Source organism: Paracidovorax sp., from assembly GCF_057642795.1.
The window spans coordinates 49,019-72,063 of record NZ_JBXYZY010000049.1; the positions used below are offsets into that span (position 1 = coordinate 49,019).

Below are 23,045 nucleotides of genomic sequence, written 5' to 3' on the forward strand. Positions count from 1 at the left end.
GGGCTGCAGGCCCATTAGGGTTGCTATTGCCTGGCGTGGCCCCGCTGCGCCCCTCACTCCGAATCGCGCTTGCGCAGCACCACCGTGATCTGCCCGTTGACCTCCAGCGTGGCGCTCTCCACCTCGTGCAGATGGCGGCAGCCGCCCGCGCGCAGGGCGGCTGCAAGGTCGTCGGCCGACAGCAGCTGCTGGCGCATCAGGGCCTCGTTCACGCGGCCCTGGTAGACCAGCTCCTTCGGCCGGCCGTCCACCAGGTCTGCCAGGCGCGGGAAGCGGTAGGTCAGGTGCGCGAGCAGCACATGGCACAACAGCAGCGTGGCCGCCGAGATCAGGCCGCCGATCAGCGAGTTGTCTCCCGCGTTCATCGAGTTCTGCACCGCGTTCGAGAGCACCAGCAGCAGCACCAGATCGAAGGGTGCGAACTGCCCCGTCTGCCGCCGCCCGGTCAGCCGCAGGAAGACCAGCAGAAAGGCATACACCGCCACACCCCGGACGATGAACTCCCACCAGGGCACGCTGAGCGAAAACATCAGTGCAATCTCCTCATGTACGACGTTGATCCCGCCGTTGCGGGGTCTGCCATCATGGCAGCAATATGGGCCACCTGCGCAGTGCAAGAATGCCCGCCAGACCTTCACCGATTCCGCCGTTTCCTTCTCCGATGTCCCTGGACCCCCGCTCTCCCTGCCCCTGCGGCCGCACTGCGCCCCGCACCCGTGCCCTGCTGGCTTATGCCGACTGCTGCGGCCGCTACCTCGGCCACTGGGACGACTGCCCCGCACCCGATGCCGAAAGCCTGATGCGGTCGCGCTACACCGCCTTCGTGCGCGAAGACGGCCCCTATCTGCTGGCCACCTGGGACGCGGCCCACCGCCCCGCATCCATCGACTTCGACCCGGGCACGCGCTGGCTGGGCCTGGAGGTGCGTGCCCACCGCCCGCTGGGGCCGGACCGCGCCGAAGTCGAATTCGTCGCCCGCCAGCGTGCCCCCGGCGGGCGCGCCCACCGCCTGCACGAGACCAGCCGCTTCGTGTGCACCGCAGGCCGCTGGTATTACGTGGACGGCGACCTGCGCTGACACGGCCGAGCCGCAAAGGTCTGCGTCTGCCTCGGCCCGGCTTTTCACCGCCGACTTCCTCGCGCCGCAGCTGCAGATCTTCCGGCGTGTTGATACCGCGATCGCGCCCAGGCCGAGCGCGACCATTTCCTCTTCACCGCCATCCCCGGCCTGTGTCTGCCGCTGGCCGCCAGGAACACGATCGTGGCCCAGGACCTCTGCGGGGTGGGCGAGTTGCCGGGCCGATGACCGCAGCGAGGGCGTTCGGCCCGGCCCCATCGCGAGGCTGACGCATACTCAGAGGCGCCTTCGGGCGCTTTCTTTTTTCTTTGAACCTCTTTGGGAAAGACGTTGACATGCTGGACTTCGATGCGGTGCTGTTCGATTGCGATGGAGTTCTGGTGGACAGCGAACCCATCACGCACCGCGTGCTGCGCGACCTGCTGGCCGAAACCGGCTGGGAGATGACGCACGAGGAGTGCATGGGCATCTTTCTGGGCAAGGCCGTGCGGTCGGAAACCGCGCGTATCGAAGCCCACACCGGCCGGCCGCTGACCGATGCGTGGATGGCCGATTTCTACGCCCGGCGCAACGTCGCGCTGGCCGCGGAGCTGCAGGCCATTCCCGGCGCGGCCGAGGCCGTGGCGGCCGTGCACGAGCGGCTGCAGGGCCGCATCGCCTGCGCTTCCGGGGCCGACCGCCAGAAGGTCGAGCTGCAGCTGGCCAAGACCGGGCTCGCCCCGCTCTTCGCGGGCCGTGTCTTCAGCGGCCATGAGATGCCGCGCACCAAGCCCGCGCCCGACGTTTACCTCGCCGCCGCCGCTGCCCTGGGTGTGCCGCCTGCGCGCTGCCTGGTGGTGGAGGATTCGGCCACTGGCGTCACCGCCGGCGTGGCCGCCGGCGCCACGGTGGTCGGCTACAGCCCCGGCGGCCCGGGCCACGACGTGGCCGAGGCGCTGCGGGCCGCTGGCGCCAGGAAGATCATCACGCACATGGGCGAGCTGCCGGGCCTGCTGAACGCAGCCTGAGGCCGCCCGCTGGAGGGGCTGGCGCCCCTCCTGTCATGGCGCTGCCACGGGCCAGCCCTAGGCTGGCCGGCTCCTTGCGTTTCTCTGGCACTGCCGCCGTCATGTCTCCACTCGTCACTTCCCTGCGCCGGGCCTGCCTGGCCACCACCTTGGCTCTCGCTGCGTGCGGCGGCGGGGGCGATGGCACTCCTGCCGCGGCCTCTTCGGGCTTTTACGCCACCAAGACCGGCTACCAGCCGCGCCAGTTGCTGGCGAGCTACGAGGCGCCTCCGACCGGCTTCAGGACGGTGTATGCGGAACTGGTGGCCCGGCACGGCTCGCGGGGCCTGTCCAGCCTGAAGTACGACGATGCGGTGCTGAACATGTGGGCGCGGGCCAAGGCCGACGGCGCGCTCACCGCCCTGGGCCAGCAGCTGGGCCCGGACGTGCAGACGATCATGCAGGCCAACTTCGTGCTGGGCTGGGGCGTCGCCGGCGTCAGCACGCCGGGCTATGGCAACCTCACTCAGCTGGGTATCGCCGAGCACCGCCAATTGGCCGCCCGCCTCGTGCAGCGCGACCCCGATCTCTTCTCCGGCCAGCGCTTCCAGGGCCGGGCGCGGGCCATCGAGGTGCTGCACTCCGGCCAGGACCGTGCCGTGGACAGCTCGCAGTTCTTCGCCGCGTCGCTGGCCGCCTCGGCGCCGGCGGCGGCCGCCGCCATCGCCCCGGCCGTGGTGGACCGCTACCAGCTCTATCCGCACAAGCTCTCCACCAGCACCGACGCGGTGACCGACGGCAACGCCGTGCGGGCGGCCGTGCTGGCCGCCAGCCAGGATTACCAGCGCTACGCCGCCGCCAAGGATGCGGCCGGCTTCGGCGCCGAGGCCGCTGCCAAGGTAGCCGCCGCGCGCAATGCGCCCGAGGTGCGCGCCCATGCGCGCGCCGTGCTGGAACGGCTCTTCACCGGCGCCTTCATCGACAAGCTCGATGCCGGCACCTACAGCTTCTCCAACAACGGCAAGCGCACGTTCTCCAGCGCCGATGGCCGCTTCACCAGCACGCTCACGGGCGACGGCAAGACCCGGATCCAGAGCGCGGTCGATGCCGCCGCGCTGCTCTACGAGCTCTACATCATTGCCCCCGGCATGAAGGCCGAAACCGGTGGCCTGGACTTCAGCCCCTACATGCCCGTGGAGCACGCGCCGACCTTCGCCTACCTGCAGGACATCGACGATTTCTATGGCAAGGGCCCGGCCGCGACCGAATACGGCGGTGTCACCACCCGCTTCACGCAGGCGCTGCTGCAGGACTTCTTCGACGAAGTGGGCCGCGTCGCCCAGGGCGACATGGGCCATGCCGCGCGCCTGCGCTTCACCCATGCCGAGGTCATGATTCCTTTCATCGCCCGGCTGGGCCTGCGCAATGCGGCCACGCCCGTGCCGCGGGCCTCCACCTACACCTATGCCGGCAATCCCTGGCGTGGCGAAGATGTCTCGCCCATGGCCACCAACGTGCAGTGGGATGTGGCGCGCGACGCCTGGGGCGTGACGCTGGTGAAGATGCTGTTCAACGAGCAGGAGGTGGATTTTCCCGCCGCCTGCGAGGCCGCGCGCTACGCACCCGGCAGCCACTACTACGACTACGCCGGCCTCAGGCGCTGCTACGGCCTGTAGCCGGCAAAGCGGGCACGGCAGGCGGGGTCATCAGCGAGGCAGCGCGCTGGCGCCGCCGGTATTCGGTGGGCGCCATCGCCATCCAGTGGCGGAAGGCGCGGGTGAAGCTCTTTTCGCTGGCGAAGCCCGCCATCTGGGCGATGGCCTTGATGGGCCGGTCCGTGCGCAGCAGCAGCTCCATCACCCGCTGGCGCCGCGCCTCGTCCTTGAGCGCCTGCAGCGAGGCGCCTTCTTCCTTCAACTGCCGGTGCAGCGTGCGCGGCGACACGTGCAGCTGTGCGGCCAGCGTCTGCGCGCTGTGGGCCAGCTCCGGCGCGTGCGCCAGCAACTGTCGCACCCGCTGCACCAGCAGCCGGTCGCGCCGGTATTGCCGCACGGTGAGCGGCAGAGCGCGCTGCAGCATCTGGCGCAGCATGGCCTCGTCGCGCTGCAGGGGCATGTCGAGATAGCGCGCGTCGAAGCGCAGCAGCGCCTGCGGCGCGCCGAAGCGCGGCGCCACGCCGAAGAGCAGCGGGTACACCTCGGCATGCGGCGGCGGCGCGAACGGGAACGCCGCCTCCAGCAGCGGCAGGCGTGAATCGATGAACCAGCACGCCAGCCCCAGCGCATTGCGCAGCACCGAGACGATGCAGAACTCCCGCAGGCCGCCCAGGCTGCGATGCTCGGCCAGCGCCAGCGTGGCGGTGGTTCTGTCGCCATCCAGGTGCAGGCCGATGTCGTCCGCGATCAGCGCATGGTGGCGGCACCAGCGCCGCAGCGCCAGGCCCAGCGTGGGCGCGCTGATCGAGGCCCGCGCCAGCATGCCGTAGCTGCCCCAGGGCAGGCGGCGCGAGAACCAGCCCAGCGCCTCGTCGTCCAGCTCGCGCATGGCGGCGGCCGACAGCGCTTCCATCTGCAGCGCGGTGATGCGCGCGGAGGGGTCACGCACGCGATCTGGCGGGATTTGTGCCGCTGCGAGCGCGCCGCCCGGGTCCATGCCGCGCTGCGCGTAGGCCTGCACGATGGCCTGCACAAAGGCCATAGGCGTGGCAGCAACGGGCTGGGCTGGGGGGGCGGAGCGGGCGGGGGCAGGGGACTGGCGCATGGCGGCAGTGTGTCCGGCGGTGGCACGATTTGCAACCTCTCTGGCCTGATCGGGGGTGGAGGCCGGGCACCCCCGGGCGTATGCTGCAGGCCAGAAGGCGCCCCCGCCGCGCCCGCCCTGCGGGCCGGGCTGGCGCACTTGCATGCCGACGTCCGCCAGAGACCGCCCGCCAGGAGACACCGCCGTGAACACCGCTGCTTCGCCCGCCTCCACCGCCCTGAGCTACGCCCGGGGCGAAACCCACGTGCCGCTCATCGAGCAGACCCTGGGCGACTTCTTCGCCGCCATGGCGGCCCGCCAGCCCGGCCGCGAGGCGCTGGTGAGCCGCCACCAGGGCCTGCGCTACACCTATGCCGAGCTGCACGCCGCCGTGCGCCGCCTGGCCGGCGCGCTGCTGGGCCTGGGGCTTGCGCCGGGCGACCGCGTCGGCATCTGGTCGCACAACAACGCCGAATGGGTGCTGATGCAGTTCGCCACCGCCCAGGTCGGCCTGGTGCTGGTCAACATCAACCCGGCCTACCGTACGGCCGAGGTCGAATACGCACTGAACAAGGTCGGCTGCAAGGCCCTGGTGACCATGGCGCGCTTCAAGACCAGCGACTACCTGGCCATGCTGCGCGAACTGGCGCCCGAGCTGGCCACCACCGCGCCCGGGGCCCTGCAGGCCGCGCGCCTGCCCGATCTGCGCACCGTGGTCTGGATCGACGAAGGCCCGGGGCAGGGCGCCGATGAACCCGGCCTGCTGCGCTTCTCCGAGCTGATGGCGCAGGGCGACGCGCAGGATGCGCGCATCGACGCCGTGGCCGCCACGCTGAAGAGCACCGACCCGATCAACATCCAGTTCACCAGCGGCACCACGGGCTTTCCGAAGGGCGCGACGCTCACGCACCGCAACATCCTCAACAACGGCTTCTTCATCGGCGAATGCATGCAGCTCACGCCCGAAGATCGCCTCTGCATTCCCGTGCCGCTCTACCACTGCTTCGGCATGGTGCTGGGCAACCTGGCCTGCGTGACGCATGGCGCGGCCATCGTCTATCCCGCCGACGGCTTCGATCCGCTCAGGGTGCTGGAGGCCGTGCAGGCCGAGCGCTGCACCGGCCTGCACGGCGTGCCCACCATGTTCATCGCCGAGCTGGACCATCCGCGCTTCGCGGAGTTCGACCTCTCCACCCTGCGCACCGGCATCATGGCGGGCTCGCCGTGCCCCATCGAGGTGATGAAGCGCGTGGTGCGCGATATGCACCTGGAGCAGATCACCATCGCCTACGGCATGACCGAGACCAGCCCGGTCAGCTGCCAGAGCAGCACTGTCACGCCGCTGGACAAGCGCGTGTCCACCGTGGGCACGGTGCAGCCGCATCTGGAGGTGCGGATCATTCACCCCGAGACCGGCGCCGTGGTGCCGCGCGGCACGTCGGGCGAGCTCTGCACGCGCGGCTATTCGGTCATGCACGGCTACTGGGGCGATGAAGCCAAGACCCGTGAGGCTATCGACGCCGAGGGCTGGATGCACACGGGCGACCTGGCGACCATGGATGCCGAGGGCTACGTCAACATCGTCGGCCGCATCAAGGACATGGTGATCCGCGGCGGCGAGAACGTCTATCCGCGCGAGATCGAGGAATTCCTCTACCGCCACCCGCAAGTGCAGGACGTGCAGGTGGTGGGCGTGCCCGACGCGCGCTACGGCGAAGAACTCTGCGCCTGGATCATCGCCAAGCCCGGCGCCGAGCCCACCGAAGAAGGCATCCGCGCCTTCTGCCAGGGCCAGATCGCGCACTACAAGGTGCCGCGCCACATCCGCTTCGTCACCGAATTCCCGATGACGGTGACCGGCAAGATCCAGAAATTCAAGATCCGCGAAGCGATGAAGGAACAGCTGGGGCTGCAGGAAAGCCGCACCGCCTGAGCGGCGGCCGCCTTCCATCCGCAGGCCCCCGGCCCATCGCTCGACCCTTGCCCGACACCGGAACACCATGATCCTCGACACCCAACTCAACGCCCGCTCGGCGGACTTCCTGGCCAACGCCGCCGCCATGCGCGCCCTGGTGGACGACCTGCGCGCCCGGCTCGCCCAGGTCGCCCAGGGCGGCGGCGAGGCCGCGCGCGCCAAGCACGTCGCGCGCGGCAAGCTGCTGCCGCGCGAGCGGGTGGACCGGCTGCTGGACCCGGGTACGCCCTTCCTGGAACTGGCGCCGCTCGCCGCGCTGGGCATGTACGGCGGCGACGCGCCCGGCGCGGGACTGATCGCCGGCATCGGCCGCGTGGCCGGCGTGGACTGCATGGTGGTCTGCAACGACGCCACCGTGAAGGGCGGCACCTACTACCCGCTCACCGTCAAGAAGCACCTGCGCGCGCAGGAGGTGGCCGAGCAGAACCACCTGCCCTGCATCTATCTCGTCGATTCGGGCGGCGCCAACCTGCCCAACCAGGACGAGGTCTTCCCCGACCGCGACCACTTCGGCCGCATCTTCTACAACCAGGCGAACATGAGCGCGCAGGGCATCGGCCAGATCGCCGTGGTCATGGGCTCCTGCACGGCCGGGGGCGCCTACGTGCCCGCCATGAGCGACGAGACCATCATCGTCAGGAACCAGGGCACCATCTTCCTGGGCGGCCCGCCGCTGGTAAAGGCCGCCACGGGCGAGGTGGTGACGGCGGAAGACCTCGGGGGAGGCGACGTGCACACGCGCCTCTCGGGCGTGGCCGACCACCTGGCCCAGAACGACCTGCACGCGCTGGCGCTAGCGCGCGCCGCCGTCAAGAACCTGAATGCCCGTCAGCCTGCAGCCCTTGACCAGCCTGCGCCTGCTGCTCCCAGATTCGCAGCGGAGGAGCTCTACGGCGTTATCCCTGTGGACACGCGCAAGCCCTTCGACGTGCGCGAGATCATCGCCCGCATCGTCGATGGCAGTGCGTTCGACGAGTTCAAGGCCCGCTTCGGCACCACGCTGGTCACCGGCTTCGCCCACATCGAAGGCATGCCGGTGGGCATCATCGCCAACAACGGCATCCTGTTCTCCGAATCGGCCCTGAAGGGCGCCCACTTCATCGAGCTGTGCTGCCAGCGCAAGATCCCGCTGATCTTCCTGCAGAACATCACCGGCTTCATGGTGGGCCGCAAGTACGAGAACGAAGGCATCGCGCGCAACGGCGCCAAGATGGTCACGGCGGTGGCCACGGCCAACGTGCCCAAGTTCACCATCATCATCGGCGGCAGCTTCGGCGCCGGCAACTACGGCATGTGCGGCCGTGCCTACAGCCCGCGCTTTCTCTGGATGTGGCCCAACGCCCGCATCAGCGTGATGGGCGGCGAACAGGCCGCCAGCGTGCTGGCCACCGTCAAGCGCGACGGCATCGAGGCCCGGGGCGGCCAGTGGAGCGCCGAGGAGGAGGAAGCCTTCAAGGCCCCGATCCGCCAGCAGTACGAAGACCAGGGCCACCCCTACTACGCCACGGCCCGGCTCTGGGACGACGGCATCATCGACCCGGCCGACACGCGGCGCGTGCTGGCGCTGGGGCTGGCGGCGGCGCGCAACGCGCCCATCGGCGACATGAAGTTCGGCGTGTTCCGCATGTAGGTTCGTTCCCTTCCAGGACACAGGCCGTCACCCGAAGGGGCCATTCCATGCCAGCTCGTTTCCATTCCATCGTCCGGCGCCTCGGCGACATGGCGCTCAGCGCGCTGCCGCCGGCGCCGGGCTTGAAGGGCCATCTGAACTTCGCACGTCGCTCGCGCAACGACACCTGCGTGGATGGGGCGGCCGCCACCGATGCAGCGGCCATCCTTCCCGTGCGCGAGGCCGCGCCTTGCCCGCGCGCTTTCGCCTATGCCGAAACCGGCGCCTGGGCCGACTGGTTGGATCGCGCCGACGTGGTGAACGCTGCCATGGAGCGCTGCAAGCGCAACGCCCAGGCCAAGGGCGGCACCTGCCACCCCCATGCCATTGACGACCCGATCGTGTGGGCCACGCCATGACGCGGCAGTGCTTCCTCGGCCCGCCCTGCAAGGCGCCGCCCCGGGGCGCCCGCGCATGGACGCCGCCCGCACGCGAGGGGCTGCGGCGTGATAGGTGCCAGCGTGTGAAACAGGCGCCTTATGCGTGTAATAGAGTGTTTTGCCCATGTCGGGCTTTCACTCTGATTCGCGCTTTCACCATGCCATTACTACTTCTCTTTCAGTGGTTCAGTCGTTCGCGCTCGTTCGGTGCGCTGTGCTTGGCGGCTGCGGCCGTCAGCCTGTTGCCCGGTTGCGCATCCGTGACGGGCGGCAACGCCCAGAAGATCTATGTGCAGGCCCAAAGCAGCCCGGGCGTGGCGCTGGACGCTGCGGATTGCACGCTGTCGAACGACAAGGGCTCCTGGAATCTCAAGGCCCCCAACGACACGACCATCATTCGCTCCAACAAGGCGATCGACGTCAAGTGCACCGCGCCCGGATACAAACAGGGCGCTCTGTCTGTCGATTCCGCTACGCGCGCCGCCATGTTCGGCAACATCATCCTGGGCGGCGTGGTCGGTGCCGTCATCGACCATAGCTCTGGAGCGGCTTACGAGTACCCGGGCAACGTCACGGTGGTGATGGGACAGTCGGGCTCCATCAGGATGGAGAGCAGCCGGGCGGAGGGCGCCGTGGGCGTCGTGCCGCGCCTGCAGCCTCCGGCATCGGGCTATGCGGAACTGAACGATGTGTCGAAAGTTCCGGTAGGGGCGGTGAAGGGACGCAATGCCTATGAGCGGTTCCTGGGCAGCAAGGCTCCGCGTGCCTTCGTGGTCTCTGCGGATCACTTCGCCTTCTACGCCAACGGCTTCAAGCCTCGCGGTGCGACGCAGGCATCCGATCCGGCGGAGCGCGCGCTGCAGTTTTGCCGCGATGGGGGGCATGTGGGCTGCCAGCTCTATGCCGTGGACGACAAGGTCGTCTACGTGCAGCCCGATGCCGCGACCCTGGCCAAGCTGCCCAGCCCGTCCGAGCCCGTCAAGAGCGCGTACCAGACACCGCCGGCCAGCCACTATGCAGCGCTGACCGACGCCACGGCGGTGCCGGTGCGCGATGCGGGCCAGGGGCGCTATCTGCACTTCCTCACACTGCCCAAGCCACGCGCTTTCGTCGTGTATGAAGACGGCAGCTGGTACATGAGCTGGAATAGCCCCAAGGCCATGGCCAACGCACTCAACAGTTGCGAGCGTGCCGGCAAGCCATGTTGGCTGTACGCGGTGGACGACGAAGTCGTGTGGCAAACCCATGTGGGCCAGCGCATCGGCAAGGTCGCGCAGCTTGTTCCGGTGCAGGCGCCATGACTTTCAGCACCCGCCTTGGCCCCTTGCCGCTCGGTGCCGTGCTGGCTGCGTGCCAGGCCGCCGGCCTGCCCCCGGGCGCTGCCGACAGCTACCACGGCGTCGGCGGCGCTGGCCCGGTACGGCTGCGCGCCGACGTGCCCAACGGCGTCTCTCCCCAGGGCGTGCACCAGGGCGGCAACCCCGCGGCGCGCGTGCAGGCGCTGGCCGCGCCCGGCGCGTTCTGGCCCCGCGTGTTCGACTCCCGCAAGGCATCTTCGCCATGAGCCATCCCTTCAACGCCCACTTCGCCCAGCTGGCCCGCTACAACGCCTGGGCCACGGCGCGCCTGCTCGATGCCGTGGCGCCCGTGTCCGACGCCGATTACCGGCGCGATGCGGGCCTGTTCTTTCGCAGCCTCCACGGCACGCTCAACCACCTGCTGGTGGGCGAGCAGCTGCTGTGGTTCGCGCGCTTTGCCGAAGGCTTCTCGCCGCGCGTGGCGCTGGACGCCGAAGCCGAGCCCGACCGCGCCCGGCTGGACGCGCGCCTGCGGGCCGGCACGGCACGCTGGGAGCCGCTGATCGCCGCGCTGCCGGCCGAACGCTGGGCCGGCACGCTGGACTACACGACCAGCCAGGGTGTTCCGGCATCGTTGCCTTTTGCCGGCGTGCTGGCACACGTCTTCAACCATTCCACCCACCACCGCGGGCAGATCACGGCGGCGCTGACCGCGCAGGGCCGCCCGGCGCCGGAAATCGATTTCGTCTATTACCTGCGGAACCCCTCCCAGCCATGAGCCACACCCCCCTCGCCATCACCCAGTGCGGCGCCGTCGCGCGCATCACGCTGACGCAGCCCGAAGTGCGCAACGCCTTCAGCGACGCGGTCATCGCCGCCATCACCGCCGCCTTCGAGGACGTGGGCGCGCGCAGCGACGTGCGGGCCGTGGTGCTGGCGGCCGAGGGGCCGGCCTTCTGCGCGGGCGCCGACCTGAACTGGATGCGGCGCATGGCCGACTACACGCGGGACGAGAACATCGCCGACGCCGCGCTGCTGGCCGCCATGCTGCGCACCATCGCCGAATGCCCCAAGCCCACCATCGCCCGCGTGCAGGGCGACGTCTATGCCGGCGGCATGGGCCTGGTGGCGGCCTGCGACATGGCGGTGGCGGTGGAGACGGCGGGTTTCTGCCTCTCGGAGGTCAAGCTCGGTCTCATCCCCGCGACCATCAGCCCCTATGTGATCCGCGCCATGGGCGCGCGCGCCGCGCAGCGCTACTTCCTCACGGCCGAACGCTTCGATGCGGCCGAGGCGCTGCGCATCGGCTTCGTGCATGCGGTGGCGGCCGACGCGGCGGCACTCGACGCCGCCGTCGATGCCTGGACGCGCCAGCTCGCCGCCAACAGCCCGCAGGCCGTGCGCGCCTGCAAGCGGCTGGTGCGCGACGTGGCCGGCCGCGCCATCGACGACGCGCTGATCGCCGCGACGGTGGAGGGCATCGCCGACATCCGCGCGAGCGAAGAGGGGCGCGAGGGCGTGCAGGCTTTCCTGAACAAGCGCAAGCCGTCCTGGCTGGCGCCGGCGGGCTGAGGCCAGGGCGAGGCGGCAAACCATGGACGCGATCTGGCTTTCCCTGGTGCAGTGGTGGCATGCGCTGGGCCTGCACATGGATGCCGGCACGGCGCAGACGGTGGCCGAGGGCGCGCGCCAGGCCTCGGCCCATCTGGACATGCCGGCGCTGCTGGCGCTCGCCGCCGCGCTGGGCTGGGCCAGCGGCTTCCGGCTCTACGCGGTGGTGTTCCTGGTCGGCCTGATGGGCTGGGCCGGCTGGCTGCCTCTGCCGCCGGGCCTGGCGCTCCTGCAGCACCCGGCGGTGCTCTGGGCCAGCGGTTTCATGCTGTGCGTCGAATTCTTCGCCGACAAGGTGCCCTGGCTCGACAGTGCCTGGGACGCGGTCCACGCCTTCATCCGCGTGCCCGCCGGCGCGCTGCTGGCGGCCGGCGTCTTCGGTGCAGACAGTGGCGCCATGGCGCTCGCGGCGGGGCTGGTGGGCGGCTCGCTCTCGGCCACGGCGCTGGCCACCAAGATGACCACGCGGGCGGCGGCCAATACCTCGCCCGAGCCGTTCTCCAACTGGCTGCTGTCCCTTTTCGAGGACGGCCTGGTCGTCCTCGTGGTCTGGCTGGCCACGCAGCACCCGCTGCTCTTCGGCCTGGCCCTGGCCCTGATGCTGGCGGTGTCGGTGCTGCTGCTGGCGCTGCTGTTCAAGTTCCTGCGGGCGGTGCTGCGGCGCCTCTCGGCTCTCTTTTCCAGTCCTGCGAAGGTGGTTTGAATGTTCAAGAAAATCCTCATCGCCAACCGCGGCGAGATCGCCTGCCGCGTCGCCGCGACCGCCCGCCGCCTGGGCGTCAAGACCGTCGCCGTCTATTCCGACGCCGATGCCGACGCCAAGCACGTCGCCGCCTGCGACGAGTCCGTCCACATCGGCGGCAGCGCGCCCAAGGACAGCTATCTGCGCTGGGAACGCATCATCGACGCCGCCCGCGCCTGCGCGGCGGAGGCCATCCACCCGGGCTACGGCTTCCTGTCCGAGAACGAGGACTTCGCCCGCGCCTGCGCCGAGGCAGGCCTCGTCTTCATCGGCCCGCCGCCTTCCGCGATCAAGGACATGGGCCTGAAGGCCGAGTCCAAGCAGCTCATGGAGAAGGCCGGCGTGCCGCTGGTGCCCGGCTACCACGGCCACGACCAGGACCCGGCGCTGCTGCAGCGCGAGGCCGACCGCATCGGCTACCCCGTGCTCATCAAGGCCAGCGCGGGCGGCGGCGGCAAGGGCATGCGCGCGGTCGAGAAGGCCGAGGATTTCGCGGCCGCGCTGGCCTCGTGCAAGCGCGAGGCGATCGGCAGCTTCGGCGACGACGCGGTGCTGGTCGAAAAGTACGTGCAGCGCCCGCGCCATATCGAGATCCAGGTCTTCGGCGACACGCACGGCAACATCGTCTATCTGTTCGAGCGCGACTGCTCCGTGCAGCGCCGCCACCAGAAAGTGCTGGAGGAAGCCCCCGCACCGGGCATGACGCCCGAGCTGCGCGCCCGCATGGGTGCGGCCGCCGTGGCCGCCGCGCGCGCCGTGAACTACGTGGGCGCGGGCACGGTGGAATTCATCGTCGAACAGCCGGGCGGCTACGAGCGGCCCGAAGACATGAAGTTCTATTTCATGGAGATGAACACCCGCCTGCAGGTGGAGCATCCGGTCACGGAGGCCATCACCGGCCAGGACCTGGTGGAGTGGCAGCTGCGCGTGGCCAGCGGTGAGCCGCTGCCCTGCACGCAGGACGAACTGCGCATCACCGGCCACGCCATCGAGGCGCGCATCTGCGCCGAGAACCCCGACAACCAGTTCCTGCCCGCCACCGGCACGCTGCATGTCTATCGCAAGCCCACCGCCGCGAGCTTCGCGCGGGCGCCGGTGCGCATCGACGACGGCGTGCGCGAGGGCGATGCGATCAGCCCGTTCTACGACTCCATGATCGCCAAGCTCATCGTGCAGGGCGACACCCGCGAGCAGGCCCTCGCGCGGCTGGACGAGGCGCTGGCGCAGACCCGCATCGTGGGCCTGGCGACCAACGTGCAGTTCCTGCGCCGCGTGGCCGCGAGCGACGCCTTCGCGCAGGCGCAGCTGGACACGGCCCTGATCCAGCGCGAATCGGCTGTGCTGTTCCAGCAGGAGCCTGTGGGCCTGCCGCTGGCCGCCGCCGCCGCCGTGGCCGCCACCCTGCTGCGCGAGCGGCAGGCCGAGGCGCCCGGCAGCCCGTTCAGCCGGCGCGACGGCTGGCGCCTGGGCGGCCTGCACCGCCGCGCGTTCGATTTCGTCTTCGGCGGCGAGGCCGTGCAGGCCTGGCTGCGCTATGCGCCCGGCAGCACCCCGACGCTGGAAGTGGGCGAGGTGGCCGGCCCGCTGGCCTTCGCCGAAGCCCCGGGCGGCGAGGGCGCAGAGGAGGCCATCGACCTGCAGTTCGCCGGGCGCCGCACGCGTGCCACCGTGCATGTGCTGGGCGAGGCCGTACACGTCTTCACGCCCGCAGGCGCCACGCGCATCGACACCGTGGACCCGCTGGCCCATGCGGGCGACACCCAGGCCGAAGGCGGGCGCCTGACCGCGCCCATGCCGGGCAAGGTGGTGTCCTTCGCGGTGCGCGCGGGCGACGCCGTCTCGCGCGGCCAGCCGCTGGCGGTGATGGAGGCCATGAAGATGGAGCACACCATTGCCGCCCCCGCCGACGGCGTGGTGCAGGAACTGCTCTACGCCCCCGGCGACCAGGTGACCGAAGGCGCCGAGCTGCTGCGCCTGGCGGCTGCGTGACAGCGGCGGCATGCGCTGCAAGGTAGGCTAGCGGGCCATGAACATCACCATCTGCTGCACCGATACCAAGACCGAGCCCTGGGTGGCCGGCCTGCGCGCCGCACTGCCGGGCGCCCATGTTGCCGTCTGGCAGCCGGGCGACCCCCAGGCCGACTTCGCCGTGGTCTGGGCGCCGCCCCAGCAATTCCTCGACGAGCAGCCCGGCCTGCGCGCGCTCTTCAACATCGGCGCGGGCGTCGATGCGCTGCTGCGCCTGCGGCTGCCGTCCGGGGCGCAGGTGGTGCGGCTCGACGATGCGGGCATGTCGGTGCAGATGGCCGAATACGTCTGCCACGCGGTGATCCGCCACTTCCGCGAGCTGGACGCCTACGAGGCCGACATGCGCGGCGGCCGCTGGGGCTACCGCCGGCCGCGCCTGCGTTCGGAATTCACCGTGGGCGTGATGGGCCTGGGCGTGCTGGGCGAGCGCGTGGCGCGGGCGCTGGCGCATTTCGAATTCCCCGTGCTGGGCTGGAGCCGCTCGCCCAAGCGCGTGCCGGGCGTGCGCGCCTTCGAGGGCGCCGGCCAGTTCGATGACTTCCTGGCCGCCAGCCGCGTGCTGGTCAACCTGCTGCCGCTCACGCCCGAGACCGAGAACCTGCTGAACCGCGCGACGCTCTCGCGCCTGCCCGCCGGGGCCTACCTCGTCAACGTGGCGCGCGGCGCGCATGTGGTCGAGGAAGACCTGCTGGAGCTGATCGATTCCGGCCACCTGGCGGGCGCCACGCTCGACGTGTTCCGCACCGAGCCGCTGCCGGCCGGCCACCCGTTCTGGAACCACCCGCGCATCGTCGCCACGCCGCACACCTCGGCGCGCACGCTGCGCGACGAAAGCATCGCGCAGATCGCCGGCAAGATCGCGGCCCTGCAGCGCGGCGAGCCCCTGGCGGGCGTCGTCGATCGCGAGCGCGGCTATTGATGGATGGAGCGCGGGCATTGGCGCCCGCAGCGCCGCCGCCCCGCGCGGAATTCACAGCTTGAGGATGTCTTCATGAGCAACCACTACCCCCGCCGCGTCAAGATCGTTGATGTGGGCCCGCGCGACGGCCTGCAGAACGAGAAGTCACCCGTGCCCGCCGAGGTGAAGATCGGCCTGGTGCATCGCCTGCAGGACGCCGGCCTGCGCGAGATCGAAGTCACCAGCTACGTGAGCCCCAAGTGGGTGCCGCAGATGGCCGACAACCATGCCGTCATGGCCGGCATCGAGCGCCGGCCGGGCGTGCGCTATTCAGTGCTCACGCCCAACATGAAGGGCTTCGAGGCGGCCGTGGCCGACCGGCCCGACGAGATCGTGGTCTTCGGCTCGGCCAGCGAGGCCTTCAGCCAGAAGAACATCAACTGCAGCATCGCCGAGAGCATCGAGCGCTTCGCCCCCGTGGTGGAGGCCGCGCGCGCGGCGGGCATCCACGTGCGCGGGGCGATGAGCTGCACCGTGGGCTGCCCCTACGAGGGCGAGGTGGCGCCCGAGCGCGTGGGCTACCTGGCCGGGCTGATGAAGGGCATCGGCGTGCAGCACATCGGCGTGGCCGACACCATCGGCGTGGGCACGCCGGTCAAGGTGCAGCGCGCCATCGAGGCCACGCTCGCGCACTACGCCGTGGACGACATCTCCGGCCACTTCCACGACACCTACGGCCAGGCTCTGGCGAACACGCTGGCCGCGCTGGAGCTGGGCGTGTGGCAGTTCGATACCTCGGTGGCCGGCCTGGGCGGCTGCCCTTATGCCAAGGGCGCCACCGGCAACGTGGCGACCGAAGACGTGGTGTACATGCTGCACGGCATGGGCATCGACACCGGCATCGACCTGGACCGGCTCATCGACGCGGGCGACTACATCAGCGGCTTCCTGGGCCGCAAGCCCAATTCGCGCGCTGCCACGGCGCTGCTGAACAAGCGCGTCGGCTGAGCCCTGCGAGCCGGGCGTTGCGTCCGCTGGCGCGGGCGCGGACGCAACCGTCGGCCAGGTTTTGGGTGTTTTGGGCTTGTGGCCCGCACCGCTGCTTCGCATTGCGCTATGCATTGCATAGCATTTGGTCGCTGCCGCTCACCGCGGAGCGACGCTGCCCAGCCCCTCGCGCAGATGTTCCAGAAAGGCCTGGGCCGCCTTGGGCTGCGTGCGGCCGATGAGGGTCTGCACCTCGATGTTGCGCAGGTCCAGCCCCTTGTCGCGCAGCCGCACGAAGGCCAGTTCGCCCCGGTCCACCTGGTTGCGCACGGAGATCTCGCCGCAGACGGTCACGCCGTCCTCGCGGTGGCGCAGAAAGCCGAACAGCGCGCCGATGTAGTTGCTCGTCAGCGTCGGCTCCACCGCCAGGCGCTGGCGGCTGCAGGCGATGTCGAACAGCTGGCGCACGGTGGTGTCGGCTTCGGGCAAGGCGATGGGGTAGGCCAGCAGCTGCGAGAGGCTGATCTGCTTGAAGCGCGCGAGTGGATGGCCCTGGCGCATCGCGGCCCCGAGTGGCGCGGGCTGCAGGTGCTCGACCTTGATGTCCTTTTCGGTATGGCGGCTCATCACGATGCCGATGTCCGCGTCGCTGTGCAGCACGCGCCGCGTGCATTCGCCCGGCGCATGCACGCTCAGGTGGCACTGCACGCCCGGGTGCCGCTGGTGGAATTCGCTGATGAGCCGGGGCAGGAACTCCATGGCGAAGCCCTCGGTCGCGGCGATGCGCACGCGGCCGCGCCGCATGCCCTGCAGCGACTGGATCTCCTGCACCACGCGCTCGGCATCGTGCGCGGACTTGAGCGCGTGCGTGGCCAGCAACTCGCCGGCCGCGCTGGGCACCATGCCGCGCGCATGGCGCTCGAACAGGGCCGTGCCCAGCACGCCCTCCAGCTGCGCGATCTGGCGGCTGATGGCCGAGCCCGCCACGGACAGCCGCGCCGAGGCCTCGCTGATCGAGCCGCAGCGCACGACCTCCAGGAAGTAGCGCAGCGCCGTGTCCTGCAGCTGGCGGGCGATGAGCGGGGTGCGGTTCATGGGCCTGCATGGTTGCATGCACCGTGCCAGCGCGTGTGCGGGTGATTACGCATGGCGGACCCCGCTGACATCGACCGTTGCCGCGGCAGCATCGCAGGGCTGCGAAAACGGTAGTAGTGCGAATGGCCTTTGTGTCCCATTCTTGCTCCTCGACACGCGTTGCGTTGTTTGTCTGACGAAGGAGTTTCCGAAATGGGTCATCTTTCCTCCACGCTGGTGCGCCGCGGCTGCGCTACGGTTTTCACGGCCTTGTCCCTCGCTGCCGCAGCCCATGCGGGCAAGGCCAACGACACGCTGGTCTATGCCTCGGACAACGAGGTCGAGAACGTGAGTCCCTACCACAACAACATGCGCGAAGGCGTGATCCTGGCCAACATGGCCTGGGACACGCTGATCTACCGCGATCCCAAGACCGGCGAGCACAAGCCCCTGCTGGCCACCGCGTGGAAGTGGGAGTCCCCCACGGCGCTGCTGGTCACGCTGCGCCCGGGCGTGAAGTTCCATAACGGCGACGCGTTCGGTGCCGAGGATGTGGCCTTCACCTTCAACGTGGTCAACGGGCCTGACGCCAAGATCGCCACGCGCCAGAACACCGACTGGATCAAGAACGTCGAGGTGGTGGGCCCGCTGCAGGTACGCATCCATCTCAAGACGCCGTTCCCCGCCGCGCTCGAATACCTGGCCGGCCCCACGCCCATCTACCCCGCGGCGTATTTCAAGAAGGTGGGACTGGAAGGCTTCAGCAAGGCCCCCGTGGGCACCGGCCCCTACAAGATCACGGCCGTGGTGCCCGGGCAGGGCGTGACCATGGTCAAGAACCCGGCCTATTTCAAGGACAGCCCCGTGGGCCAGCCGCAGATCGGCACGGTGAAGTTCGTGGTGGTACGCGACCCCGAGGCCCGCGCCGCCCAGCTCATGACGGGTGCCATCGACTGGATCTGGCGCGTGCCGGCCGACCAGGCCGAGTCCATGAAGGCCAGCATGCCCCAGATCACGGTGCTCAGCGGCGAGACCATGCGCGTGGGCTTCGTCTCCATCAACAACGTGGGCACCACGCCCGAGTCCGCGCCCTTCAAGGACGTGCGCGTGCGCCAGGCCGTGAACTACGCCATCAACCGCAAGGGCTTCGCTGACAGCCTGGTGCGCGGCGGCAGCCAGCCTGTGTATGCGCCGTGCTTTCGCATGCAGGTGGGCTGCGTGACCAGCAAGGTGGTTCGCTACGAATACAACCCCGCCAAGGCCAAGGAGCTGCTGGCGCAGGCGGGCTACCCCAACGGATTCGACACCGACCTGTGGGCCTACCGCGAGCGCGAGTACGCCGAGGCGCTGATCGGCGACCTGCGCAAGGTGGGCATCCGAGCCCGGCTGCATTTCGTGCAGTACCCGGCGCTGCGCACCGAGGTCCGTTCCGGCCGCGCGCCGCTCTCCTTCCAGGCCTGGGGCTCCTATTCCATCAGCGATGCCTCGGCCTTCGCCGGCAATTTCTTCAAGGGCGGGCCGGACGACACGGCCAAGGACGCGCAGACCATCGCCTTGCTGCAGACCGCCGACAGCAGTACCGACAAGACCGACCGCCTCGCCAAGTACGGCCAGGCGCTGGAGCGCATCAGCAAGGAGGCGATGTGGGCGCCGATCTTCTCCTACTCGACCAACTACGCCTTCACCAAGGAGCTGGCCTTCGACGCCTGGCCCGACGAGCTGCCGCGCTTCGCCCAGGCGCGCTGGAAGTGACCGGCCGCCGCGCGCCTGGTGAACGCCCTGCAACCCCCACGCTGACAAGACCATGCTGACCTACATCCTGCGCAGGCTGGCGGTGGCGCTGGCCGTGATGCTCACCGTCGCGGTGGTGAGCTTCCTGCTGCTGCACCTCTCGGGCGACCTGGCCACGGCCATCGCCGGCCCCGAATCGAGCGCTGCCGACGTGGAGAAGATCCGCGTGCAGTACGGCCTGGACCGGCCCATGGTCACCCAGTTCGTCGAATGGCTGGGCTCGGCCCTGCAGTTGGACTTCGGCCGCTCGTTCTACTTCCAGAACACGGTGATGGAGCTGGTGGGCGAGCGCCTGCCGATCACGCTCAAGCTCGGTGCCGTGTCGCTGCTGCTGGCCGTGGCCGTGGCCATCCCGCTGGGCGTGGCGGCGGCGCTCTACCGCGACACCTGGGTGGACCGCCTGGCCCTGCTGGTGGCCACCATCGGCCAGGCCATGCCCAACTTCTGGTTCGCGCTGGCGCTGATCGTGGTGTTCTCGGTGGGCCTGAAATGGCTGCCCGTGGCGGGCAACACCAGCTGGCAGAACTTCGTGCTGCCGGCGGTGGCGCTGGGCTACTACGCCATGCCCTCGCTCATGCGGCTGACCCGCGCCGGCATGCTGGACGTGATGGGCTCGGACTACATCCGCACGGCGCGCGCCAAGGGCCTTTCGCCGGCGCGCGTGGTGTTCAAGCACGCGCTGCGCAACGCCATCATTCCCGTGGTGGCGCTGGCGGCGGTGGAACTGGGCTTCATGCTGGGCGGCTCGGTGGTGATCGAGTCGGTCTATTCGCTGCAGGGCCTGGGCCAGCTCGCGTGGGACTCCATCGCCCGCAACGACTACCCCGTGGTGCAGGCCGTGGTGCTCATCATCGCCACGTTCTACATCGCGCTCACCTTCGTGGCCGACGTGCTCAACGCCGCGCTCGACCCGCGCATGCGCACCCGCTGAGAAAAGAAGGCATTCCATGACGACGACCTCCTTGCCCCTGCCCGGCACCGCGGCGCTGGCCGCGCTGCCCGTGCCGGCCTGGCGCCGCACGCTGCGCCGCGCGGCTGGCCACCGCGGGCTGCTGATCGGCAGCATCGTGCTCGGCCTGGCCGTGCTGGCCGCGGTGTTCGCGCCCTGGCTCGCACCGCACGACCCCTTCGCGCAGGACGTGACGCAGCGCCTCATCCCGCCCGTGTGGCAGGAGCGCGGCACCTGGGAGCACGTGCTGGGCACCGACAAGCTGGGGCGCGACTACCTGAGCCGCCTGCTCTACGGCGCGCGCGTGTCGCTGGTGATCGGCTTCGTCACCGCGCTCGTCGCCGGGCTGATCGGCACCACCCTGGGCGTGCTGGCCGGCTACTTCGGCGGCCGGGTGGACGCGGTGGTGAGCTACGTCATCACCTGCCGTCTGGCCATGCCCGTGGTGCTGGTGGCCCTGGCCATGGCCTCGCTGGTGGGCGGCTCGCTCAAGGTGGTGATCGTGCTGCTGAGCCTCTTGCTGTGGGACCGCTTCGCCATCGTCACGCGATCGGCCACGCAGCAGCTGCGCGATGCCGAGTTCATCGCCGCCGCCAAGAGCCTGGGCGCCTCCACGCCTTACATATTGGTGCGCGAGCTGCTGCCCAACCTGATGGGCGCGCTCACCGTGGTGGCCACGCTGGAGATGGCCCACGCCATCCTGCTTGAATCCACGCTCTCCTTCCTGGGCCTGGGCGTGCAGCCGCCCACGCCCTCGTGGGGCCTGATGGTGGCCGAGGGCAAGGCGTACATGTTCTTCCAGCCCTGGGTGATCATGATCCCAGGCGTGGTGCTCGCGGTGCTGGTGCTGGCCATCAACCTCGTGGGCGACGGCATCCGCGACGTGGCCGCTCCTGATGGCCGCCATTGAACGCAACCGAGGAGAACCCCCGATGAGCATCCTTCTCGATGTGAAGAACCTGCGTGTCGATCTGCCTACCGAGCGCGGCATGCTGCATGCCGTACGCGGCATCGACTTCCATGTGCGGCGCGGCGAGATGCTGTGCCTGGTGGGCGAGTCGGGCTGCGGCAAGTCCATGACCTCGCTGGCGCTGATGGGCCTGCTGCCCGCCAGGGCCCGGCGGTCGGCCGACCGCTTGCAGTTCGACGGCATCGACCTGCAGGCGCAGGACGAGCGCGGCATGTCCCGGCTGCGCGGCGCGCGCATGTCCATGATCTTCCAGGAACCCATGACTTCGCTGAACCCCTCGTACACGCTGGGCGACCAGCTGTGCGAGGCGCTGCGCGCCCACCGCAAGGTGACGGCCGCAGAGGCGCGCGAGCGCGCCCTCTACCTGCTGGAGCGCGCCGGCGTGCCCCAGGCGGCCGACCGCCTGCGCCAGTACCCGCACCAGCTCTCGGGCGGCCTGCGCCAGCGCGTGATGATCGCCATGGCGCTGATGTGCGGGCCCGACCTCATCATCGCCGACGAGCCCACCACCGCGCTGGACGTGACCATCCAGGCGCAGATCCTGCGCCTCATCCGCGAGCTGCAGCAGGAGTTCGGTACCGCGGTGGTGTTCATCACGCACGATTTGGGCGTGGTGGCGCGCATCGCCGACCGCGTGGCCGTGATGTACGCGGGCGAGGTGGTCGAGACGGCGCCCGTGGGCCAGCTGTTCGAGCAGCCATCGCACCCCTACACCCAGGGCCTGCTGCGCTGCATTCCGGTGCGTGGCAAGACGCTGCCGGGCAGCCGGCTGCAGGCCATTCCCGGCGTGGTGCCCAGCCTCGTCGGCGAGGTGCAGGGCTGCGCCTTCGCCAACCGCTGCAGCCAGGTCCGGCCGGCCTGCAGCGTGGCACCGCCCTTTGCCGACGTGGCGCCGGGCCACGCCGTGCGCTGCGTCGCCGCCGTCCACCCCGCAACCCAGGCACTGGCGGAGGCCGCATGAACGCCATGACCGATTCCCTGGCCTGGAAGCTGCCTTTGCAATCGGGGGCGGTGGGCGGCTCCGAAGACATCGCGTTGGAGCTGTGCGCGCTCAGCCGCAGCTTCAAGCTCAAGCGCGGCCTCTTCAAGCCCGCGGGCAGCATCGAGGCGGTGAGCGATGTGTCGCTGCGCATCCGCAAGGGCGAAACGCTGGGCCTGGTGGGCGAGTCCGGCTGCGGCAAGAGCACGCTGGCCAAGATGCTGCTGGGCCTGCTGCCGCCCACGTCGGGCAACGTGCTGATCGGAGGCAAGGAGATCGACCCGCGCCAGCGCCGCCCGCTGGCCCGCCGCATCCAGCCCATCTTCCAGGACCCGTACTCGTCGCTCAACCCGCGCCGCACCGTGGCCGACATCGTCGGCGTGCCGCTGCGCCTGCACGGCGTGGGCACGGCGGCCGAGCAGGAGCGCGCCGTCAAGGCCATGCTCGACCTGGTCGGCATGCCCGAGCGCACGCACCGGCAATACCCCAACCAGCTCTCGGGCGGCCAGCGCCAGCGCGTGGCCATCGCCCGCGCCCTGGTGCTGCGGCCCGAGATCCTGGTCTGCGACGAGCCCACCTCGGCGCTCGACGTATCGGTGCAGGCACAGATCCTGAACCTGCTGCTGGACCTCAAGGCCGAGTTCGGCCTCACCTATCTGTTCATCAGCCACGACCTGGGCGTGGTGGAGCATCTGGTGGACCGCGTGGCCGTGATGCACCGGGGCCGCATCGTCGAGCAGGGCACGCGCGAGCAGATCTTCGCCGCCGCGCAGCACCCCTACACCCGCATGCTGCTGGCCTCCGCACTCACGCCCGAGCCCGGGCTGGGCCTGCCCGACATCGGCCGCGAGGCCGTCGCCTGACACACCGCACCACCTTCTTTACCGCCAC

The 23,045-nt window shown here is 70.0% G+C and carries 22 protein-coding genes; 19 read left to right on the forward strand and 3 right to left on the reverse strand.

The window, feature by feature from the left end; genetic code table 11:
- Positions 1-53: 53 nt before the first annotated feature.
- The gene (locus tag AC3A84_RS18785; RefSeq protein ID WP_487971541.1) at positions 54-530 is read right to left on the reverse strand and encodes a DUF421 domain-containing protein; all 477 of its coding nucleotides are present in this window, start codon (positions 528-530) and stop codon (positions 54-56) included.
- Positions 531-661: 131 nt separating this feature from the next.
- Here AC3A84_RS18785 and AC3A84_RS18790 point away from each other — a divergent pair, with 131 nt between their 5' ends.
- From AC3A84_RS18790 to AC3A84_RS18800, 3 genes are all read left to right on the forward strand, one after another.
- Positions 662-1,078 carry a YchJ family protein gene (locus AC3A84_RS18790; RefSeq protein WP_487971542.1) on the forward strand — a complete coding sequence of 139 codons (417 nt, stop codon included), beginning with the start codon at positions 662-664 and terminating at the stop codon, positions 1,076-1,078.
- A gap of 335 nt (positions 1,079-1,413) precedes the next feature.
- A complete protein-coding gene (locus AC3A84_RS18795) occupies positions 1,414-2,085 on the forward strand; it encodes an HAD family hydrolase (RefSeq protein WP_487971543.1) in 672 nt (223 codons plus the stop codon).
- A gap of 101 nt (positions 2,086-2,186) precedes the next feature.
- Positions 2,187-3,740, forward strand: coding sequence for a histidine-type phosphatase (locus tag AC3A84_RS18800; RefSeq protein WP_487971544.1), 1,554 nt, complete (start codon positions 2,187-2,189; stop codon positions 3,738-3,740).
- On the opposite strand, the gene AC3A84_RS18805 is transcribed toward AC3A84_RS18800, so the two are convergent.
- Positions 3,718-4,824, reverse strand: a complete 1,107-nt coding sequence (locus AC3A84_RS18805; RefSeq protein WP_487971545.1) for an AraC family transcriptional regulator — start codon at positions 4,822-4,824, stop codon at positions 3,718-3,720. The two genes, AC3A84_RS18800 and AC3A84_RS18805, sit on opposite strands and share 23 nt — an antisense overlap.
- Positions 4,825-4,966: 142 nt before the next feature.
- Between AC3A84_RS18805 and AC3A84_RS18810 the strand changes: the two genes are divergently transcribed.
- The 11 genes from AC3A84_RS18810 to AC3A84_RS18860 all read left to right on the forward strand — a co-directional run bounded on the left by AC3A84_RS18810 (position 4,967) and on the right by AC3A84_RS18860 (position 16,412).
- Positions 4,967-6,736: an AMP-binding protein gene (locus tag AC3A84_RS18810; protein WP_487971546.1), complete on the forward strand. Its 1,770-nt coding sequence runs from the start codon at positions 4,967-4,969 to the stop codon at positions 6,734-6,736.
- A gap of 67 nt (positions 6,737-6,803) precedes the next feature.
- Positions 6,804-8,408 (forward strand): carboxyl transferase domain-containing protein, encoded by a 1,605-nt coding sequence (locus tag AC3A84_RS18815; RefSeq protein WP_487971547.1) that lies wholly within the window; start codon positions 6,804-6,806, stop codon positions 8,406-8,408.
- 47 nt (positions 8,409-8,455) lie between these two features.
- Positions 8,456-8,806, forward strand: coding sequence for a hypothetical protein (locus tag AC3A84_RS18820; protein ID WP_487971548.1), 351 nt, complete (start codon positions 8,456-8,458; stop codon positions 8,804-8,806).
- Positions 8,807-8,985: 179 nt separating this feature from the next.
- Positions 8,986-10,128, forward strand: coding sequence for a hypothetical protein (locus AC3A84_RS18825; RefSeq protein ID WP_487971549.1), 1,143 nt, complete (start codon positions 8,986-8,988; stop codon positions 10,126-10,128).
- Positions 10,125-10,391 (forward strand): hypothetical protein, encoded by a 267-nt coding sequence (locus AC3A84_RS18830; protein ID WP_487971550.1) that lies wholly within the window; start codon positions 10,125-10,127, stop codon positions 10,389-10,391. The genes AC3A84_RS18825 and AC3A84_RS18830 overlap by 4 nt, the downstream gene beginning before the upstream one ends.
- Positions 10,388-10,903, forward strand: coding sequence for a DinB family protein (locus AC3A84_RS18835; protein ID WP_487971551.1), 516 nt, complete (start codon positions 10,388-10,390; stop codon positions 10,901-10,903). Before AC3A84_RS18830 ends, AC3A84_RS18835 begins: the two co-directional genes overlap by 4 nt.
- Positions 10,900-11,697 carry an enoyl-CoA hydratase/isomerase family protein gene (locus tag AC3A84_RS18840; RefSeq protein ID WP_487971552.1) on the forward strand — a complete coding sequence of 266 codons (798 nt, stop codon included), beginning with the start codon at positions 10,900-10,902 and terminating at the stop codon, positions 11,695-11,697. Before AC3A84_RS18835 ends, AC3A84_RS18840 begins: the two co-directional genes overlap by 4 nt.
- Before the next feature lie 22 nt (positions 11,698-11,719).
- A complete protein-coding gene (locus tag AC3A84_RS18845) occupies positions 11,720-12,439 on the forward strand; it encodes a DUF4126 domain-containing protein (protein ID WP_487971553.1) in 720 nt (239 codons plus the stop codon).
- Positions 12,440-14,467 (forward strand): ATP-binding protein, encoded by a 2,028-nt coding sequence (locus AC3A84_RS18850; RefSeq protein ID WP_487971554.1) that lies wholly within the window; start codon positions 12,440-12,442, stop codon positions 14,465-14,467.
- Between the two features lie 37 nt (positions 14,468-14,504).
- A complete protein-coding gene (locus tag AC3A84_RS18855) occupies positions 14,505-15,425 on the forward strand; it encodes a 2-hydroxyacid dehydrogenase (protein ID WP_487971555.1) in 921 nt (306 codons plus the stop codon).
- Positions 15,426-15,497: 72 nt separating this feature from the next.
- Positions 15,498-16,412, forward strand: coding sequence for a hydroxymethylglutaryl-CoA lyase (locus AC3A84_RS18860; RefSeq protein WP_487971556.1), 915 nt, complete (start codon positions 15,498-15,500; stop codon positions 16,410-16,412).
- A gap of 138 nt (positions 16,413-16,550) precedes the next feature.
- Here the strand turns inward: AC3A84_RS18860 and AC3A84_RS18865 are convergent, their stop codons facing one another.
- A complete protein-coding gene (locus AC3A84_RS18865; RefSeq protein ID WP_487971557.1) occupies positions 16,551-17,486 on the reverse strand; it encodes a LysR family transcriptional regulator in 936 nt (311 codons plus the stop codon).
- Positions 17,487-17,678: 192 nt separating this feature from the next.
- Between AC3A84_RS18865 and AC3A84_RS18870 the strand changes: the two genes are divergently transcribed.
- Genes AC3A84_RS18870 through AC3A84_RS18890 form a run of 5 tightly spaced genes read left to right on the forward strand, consistent with a single transcriptional unit; the run spans position 17,679 to position 23,017 of the window.
- Complete coding sequence (locus tag AC3A84_RS18870) at positions 17,679-19,217, forward strand: ABC transporter substrate-binding protein (protein WP_487971558.1); 1,539 nt, start codon at positions 17,679-17,681, stop codon at positions 19,215-19,217.
- Positions 19,218-19,269: 52 nt separating this feature from the next.
- A complete protein-coding gene (locus AC3A84_RS18875) occupies positions 19,270-20,187 on the forward strand; it encodes an ABC transporter permease (RefSeq protein ID WP_487971559.1) in 918 nt (305 codons plus the stop codon).
- A 16-nt stretch (positions 20,188-20,203) separates the two neighbouring features.
- Positions 20,204-21,115, forward strand: coding sequence for an ABC transporter permease (locus tag AC3A84_RS18880; protein ID WP_487971560.1), 912 nt, complete (start codon positions 20,204-20,206; stop codon positions 21,113-21,115).
- A gap of 22 nt (positions 21,116-21,137) precedes the next feature.
- Positions 21,138-22,136, forward strand: a complete 999-nt coding sequence (locus tag AC3A84_RS18885) for an ABC transporter ATP-binding protein (RefSeq protein WP_487971561.1) — start codon at positions 21,138-21,140, stop codon at positions 22,134-22,136.
- 5 nt (positions 22,137-22,141) lie between these two features.
- Positions 22,142-23,017, forward strand: coding sequence for an ATP-binding cassette domain-containing protein (locus AC3A84_RS18890; RefSeq protein ID WP_487971562.1), 876 nt, complete (start codon positions 22,142-22,144; stop codon positions 23,015-23,017).
- The last annotated feature ends 28 nt before the right edge of the window (positions 23,018-23,045 follow it).

What these genes read in the sequence shown, in the direction of transcription:
- AC3A84_RS18785 (WP_487971541.1), bottom strand. Translation starts at nt 530, where the DNA reads ATGTTTTCGCTCAGCGTGCCCTGGTGGGAGTTCATCGTCCGGGGTGTG.
- AC3A84_RS18790 (WP_487971542.1), top strand. Translation starts at nt 662, where the DNA reads ATGTCCCTGGACCCCCGCTCTCCCTGCCCCTGCGGCCGCACTGCGCCC.
- AC3A84_RS18795 (WP_487971543.1), top strand. Translation starts at nt 1,414, where the DNA reads ATGCTGGACTTCGATGCGGTGCTGTTCGATTGCGATGGAGTTCTGGTG.
- AC3A84_RS18800 (WP_487971544.1), top strand. Translation starts at nt 2,187, where the DNA reads ATGTCTCCACTCGTCACTTCCCTGCGCCGGGCCTGCCTGGCCACCACC.
- AC3A84_RS18805 (WP_487971545.1), bottom strand. Translation starts at nt 4,824, where the DNA reads ATGCGCCAGTCCCCTGCCCCCGCCCGCTCCGCCCCCCCAGCCCAGCCC.
- AC3A84_RS18810 (WP_487971546.1), top strand. Translation starts at nt 4,967, where the DNA reads ATGCCGACGTCCGCCAGAGACCGCCCGCCAGGAGACACCGCCGTGAAC.
- AC3A84_RS18815 (WP_487971547.1), top strand. Translation starts at nt 6,804, where the DNA reads ATGATCCTCGACACCCAACTCAACGCCCGCTCGGCGGACTTCCTGGCC.
- AC3A84_RS18820 (WP_487971548.1), top strand. Translation starts at nt 8,456, where the DNA reads ATGCCAGCTCGTTTCCATTCCATCGTCCGGCGCCTCGGCGACATGGCG.
- AC3A84_RS18825 (WP_487971549.1), top strand. Translation starts at nt 8,986, where the DNA reads ATGCCATTACTACTTCTCTTTCAGTGGTTCAGTCGTTCGCGCTCGTTC.
- AC3A84_RS18830 (WP_487971550.1), top strand. Translation starts at nt 10,125, where the DNA reads ATGACTTTCAGCACCCGCCTTGGCCCCTTGCCGCTCGGTGCCGTGCTG.
- AC3A84_RS18835 (WP_487971551.1), top strand. Translation starts at nt 10,388, where the DNA reads ATGAGCCATCCCTTCAACGCCCACTTCGCCCAGCTGGCCCGCTACAAC.
- AC3A84_RS18840 (WP_487971552.1), top strand. Translation starts at nt 10,900, where the DNA reads ATGAGCCACACCCCCCTCGCCATCACCCAGTGCGGCGCCGTCGCGCGC.
- AC3A84_RS18845 (WP_487971553.1), top strand. Translation starts at nt 11,720, where the DNA reads ATGGACGCGATCTGGCTTTCCCTGGTGCAGTGGTGGCATGCGCTGGGC.
- AC3A84_RS18850 (WP_487971554.1), top strand. Translation starts at nt 12,440, where the DNA reads ATGTTCAAGAAAATCCTCATCGCCAACCGCGGCGAGATCGCCTGCCGC.
- AC3A84_RS18855 (WP_487971555.1), top strand. Translation starts at nt 14,505, where the DNA reads ATGAACATCACCATCTGCTGCACCGATACCAAGACCGAGCCCTGGGTG.
- AC3A84_RS18860 (WP_487971556.1), top strand. Translation starts at nt 15,498, where the DNA reads ATGAGCAACCACTACCCCCGCCGCGTCAAGATCGTTGATGTGGGCCCG.
- AC3A84_RS18865 (WP_487971557.1), bottom strand. Translation starts at nt 17,486, where the DNA reads ATGAACCGCACCCCGCTCATCGCCCGCCAGCTGCAGGACACGGCGCTG.
- AC3A84_RS18870 (WP_487971558.1), top strand. Translation starts at nt 17,679, where the DNA reads ATGGGTCATCTTTCCTCCACGCTGGTGCGCCGCGGCTGCGCTACGGTT.
- AC3A84_RS18875 (WP_487971559.1), top strand. Translation starts at nt 19,270, where the DNA reads ATGCTGACCTACATCCTGCGCAGGCTGGCGGTGGCGCTGGCCGTGATG.
- AC3A84_RS18880 (WP_487971560.1), top strand. Translation starts at nt 20,204, where the DNA reads ATGACGACGACCTCCTTGCCCCTGCCCGGCACCGCGGCGCTGGCCGCG.
- AC3A84_RS18885 (WP_487971561.1), top strand. Translation starts at nt 21,138, where the DNA reads ATGAGCATCCTTCTCGATGTGAAGAACCTGCGTGTCGATCTGCCTACC.
- AC3A84_RS18890 (WP_487971562.1), top strand. Translation starts at nt 22,142, where the DNA reads ATGACCGATTCCCTGGCCTGGAAGCTGCCTTTGCAATCGGGGGCGGTG.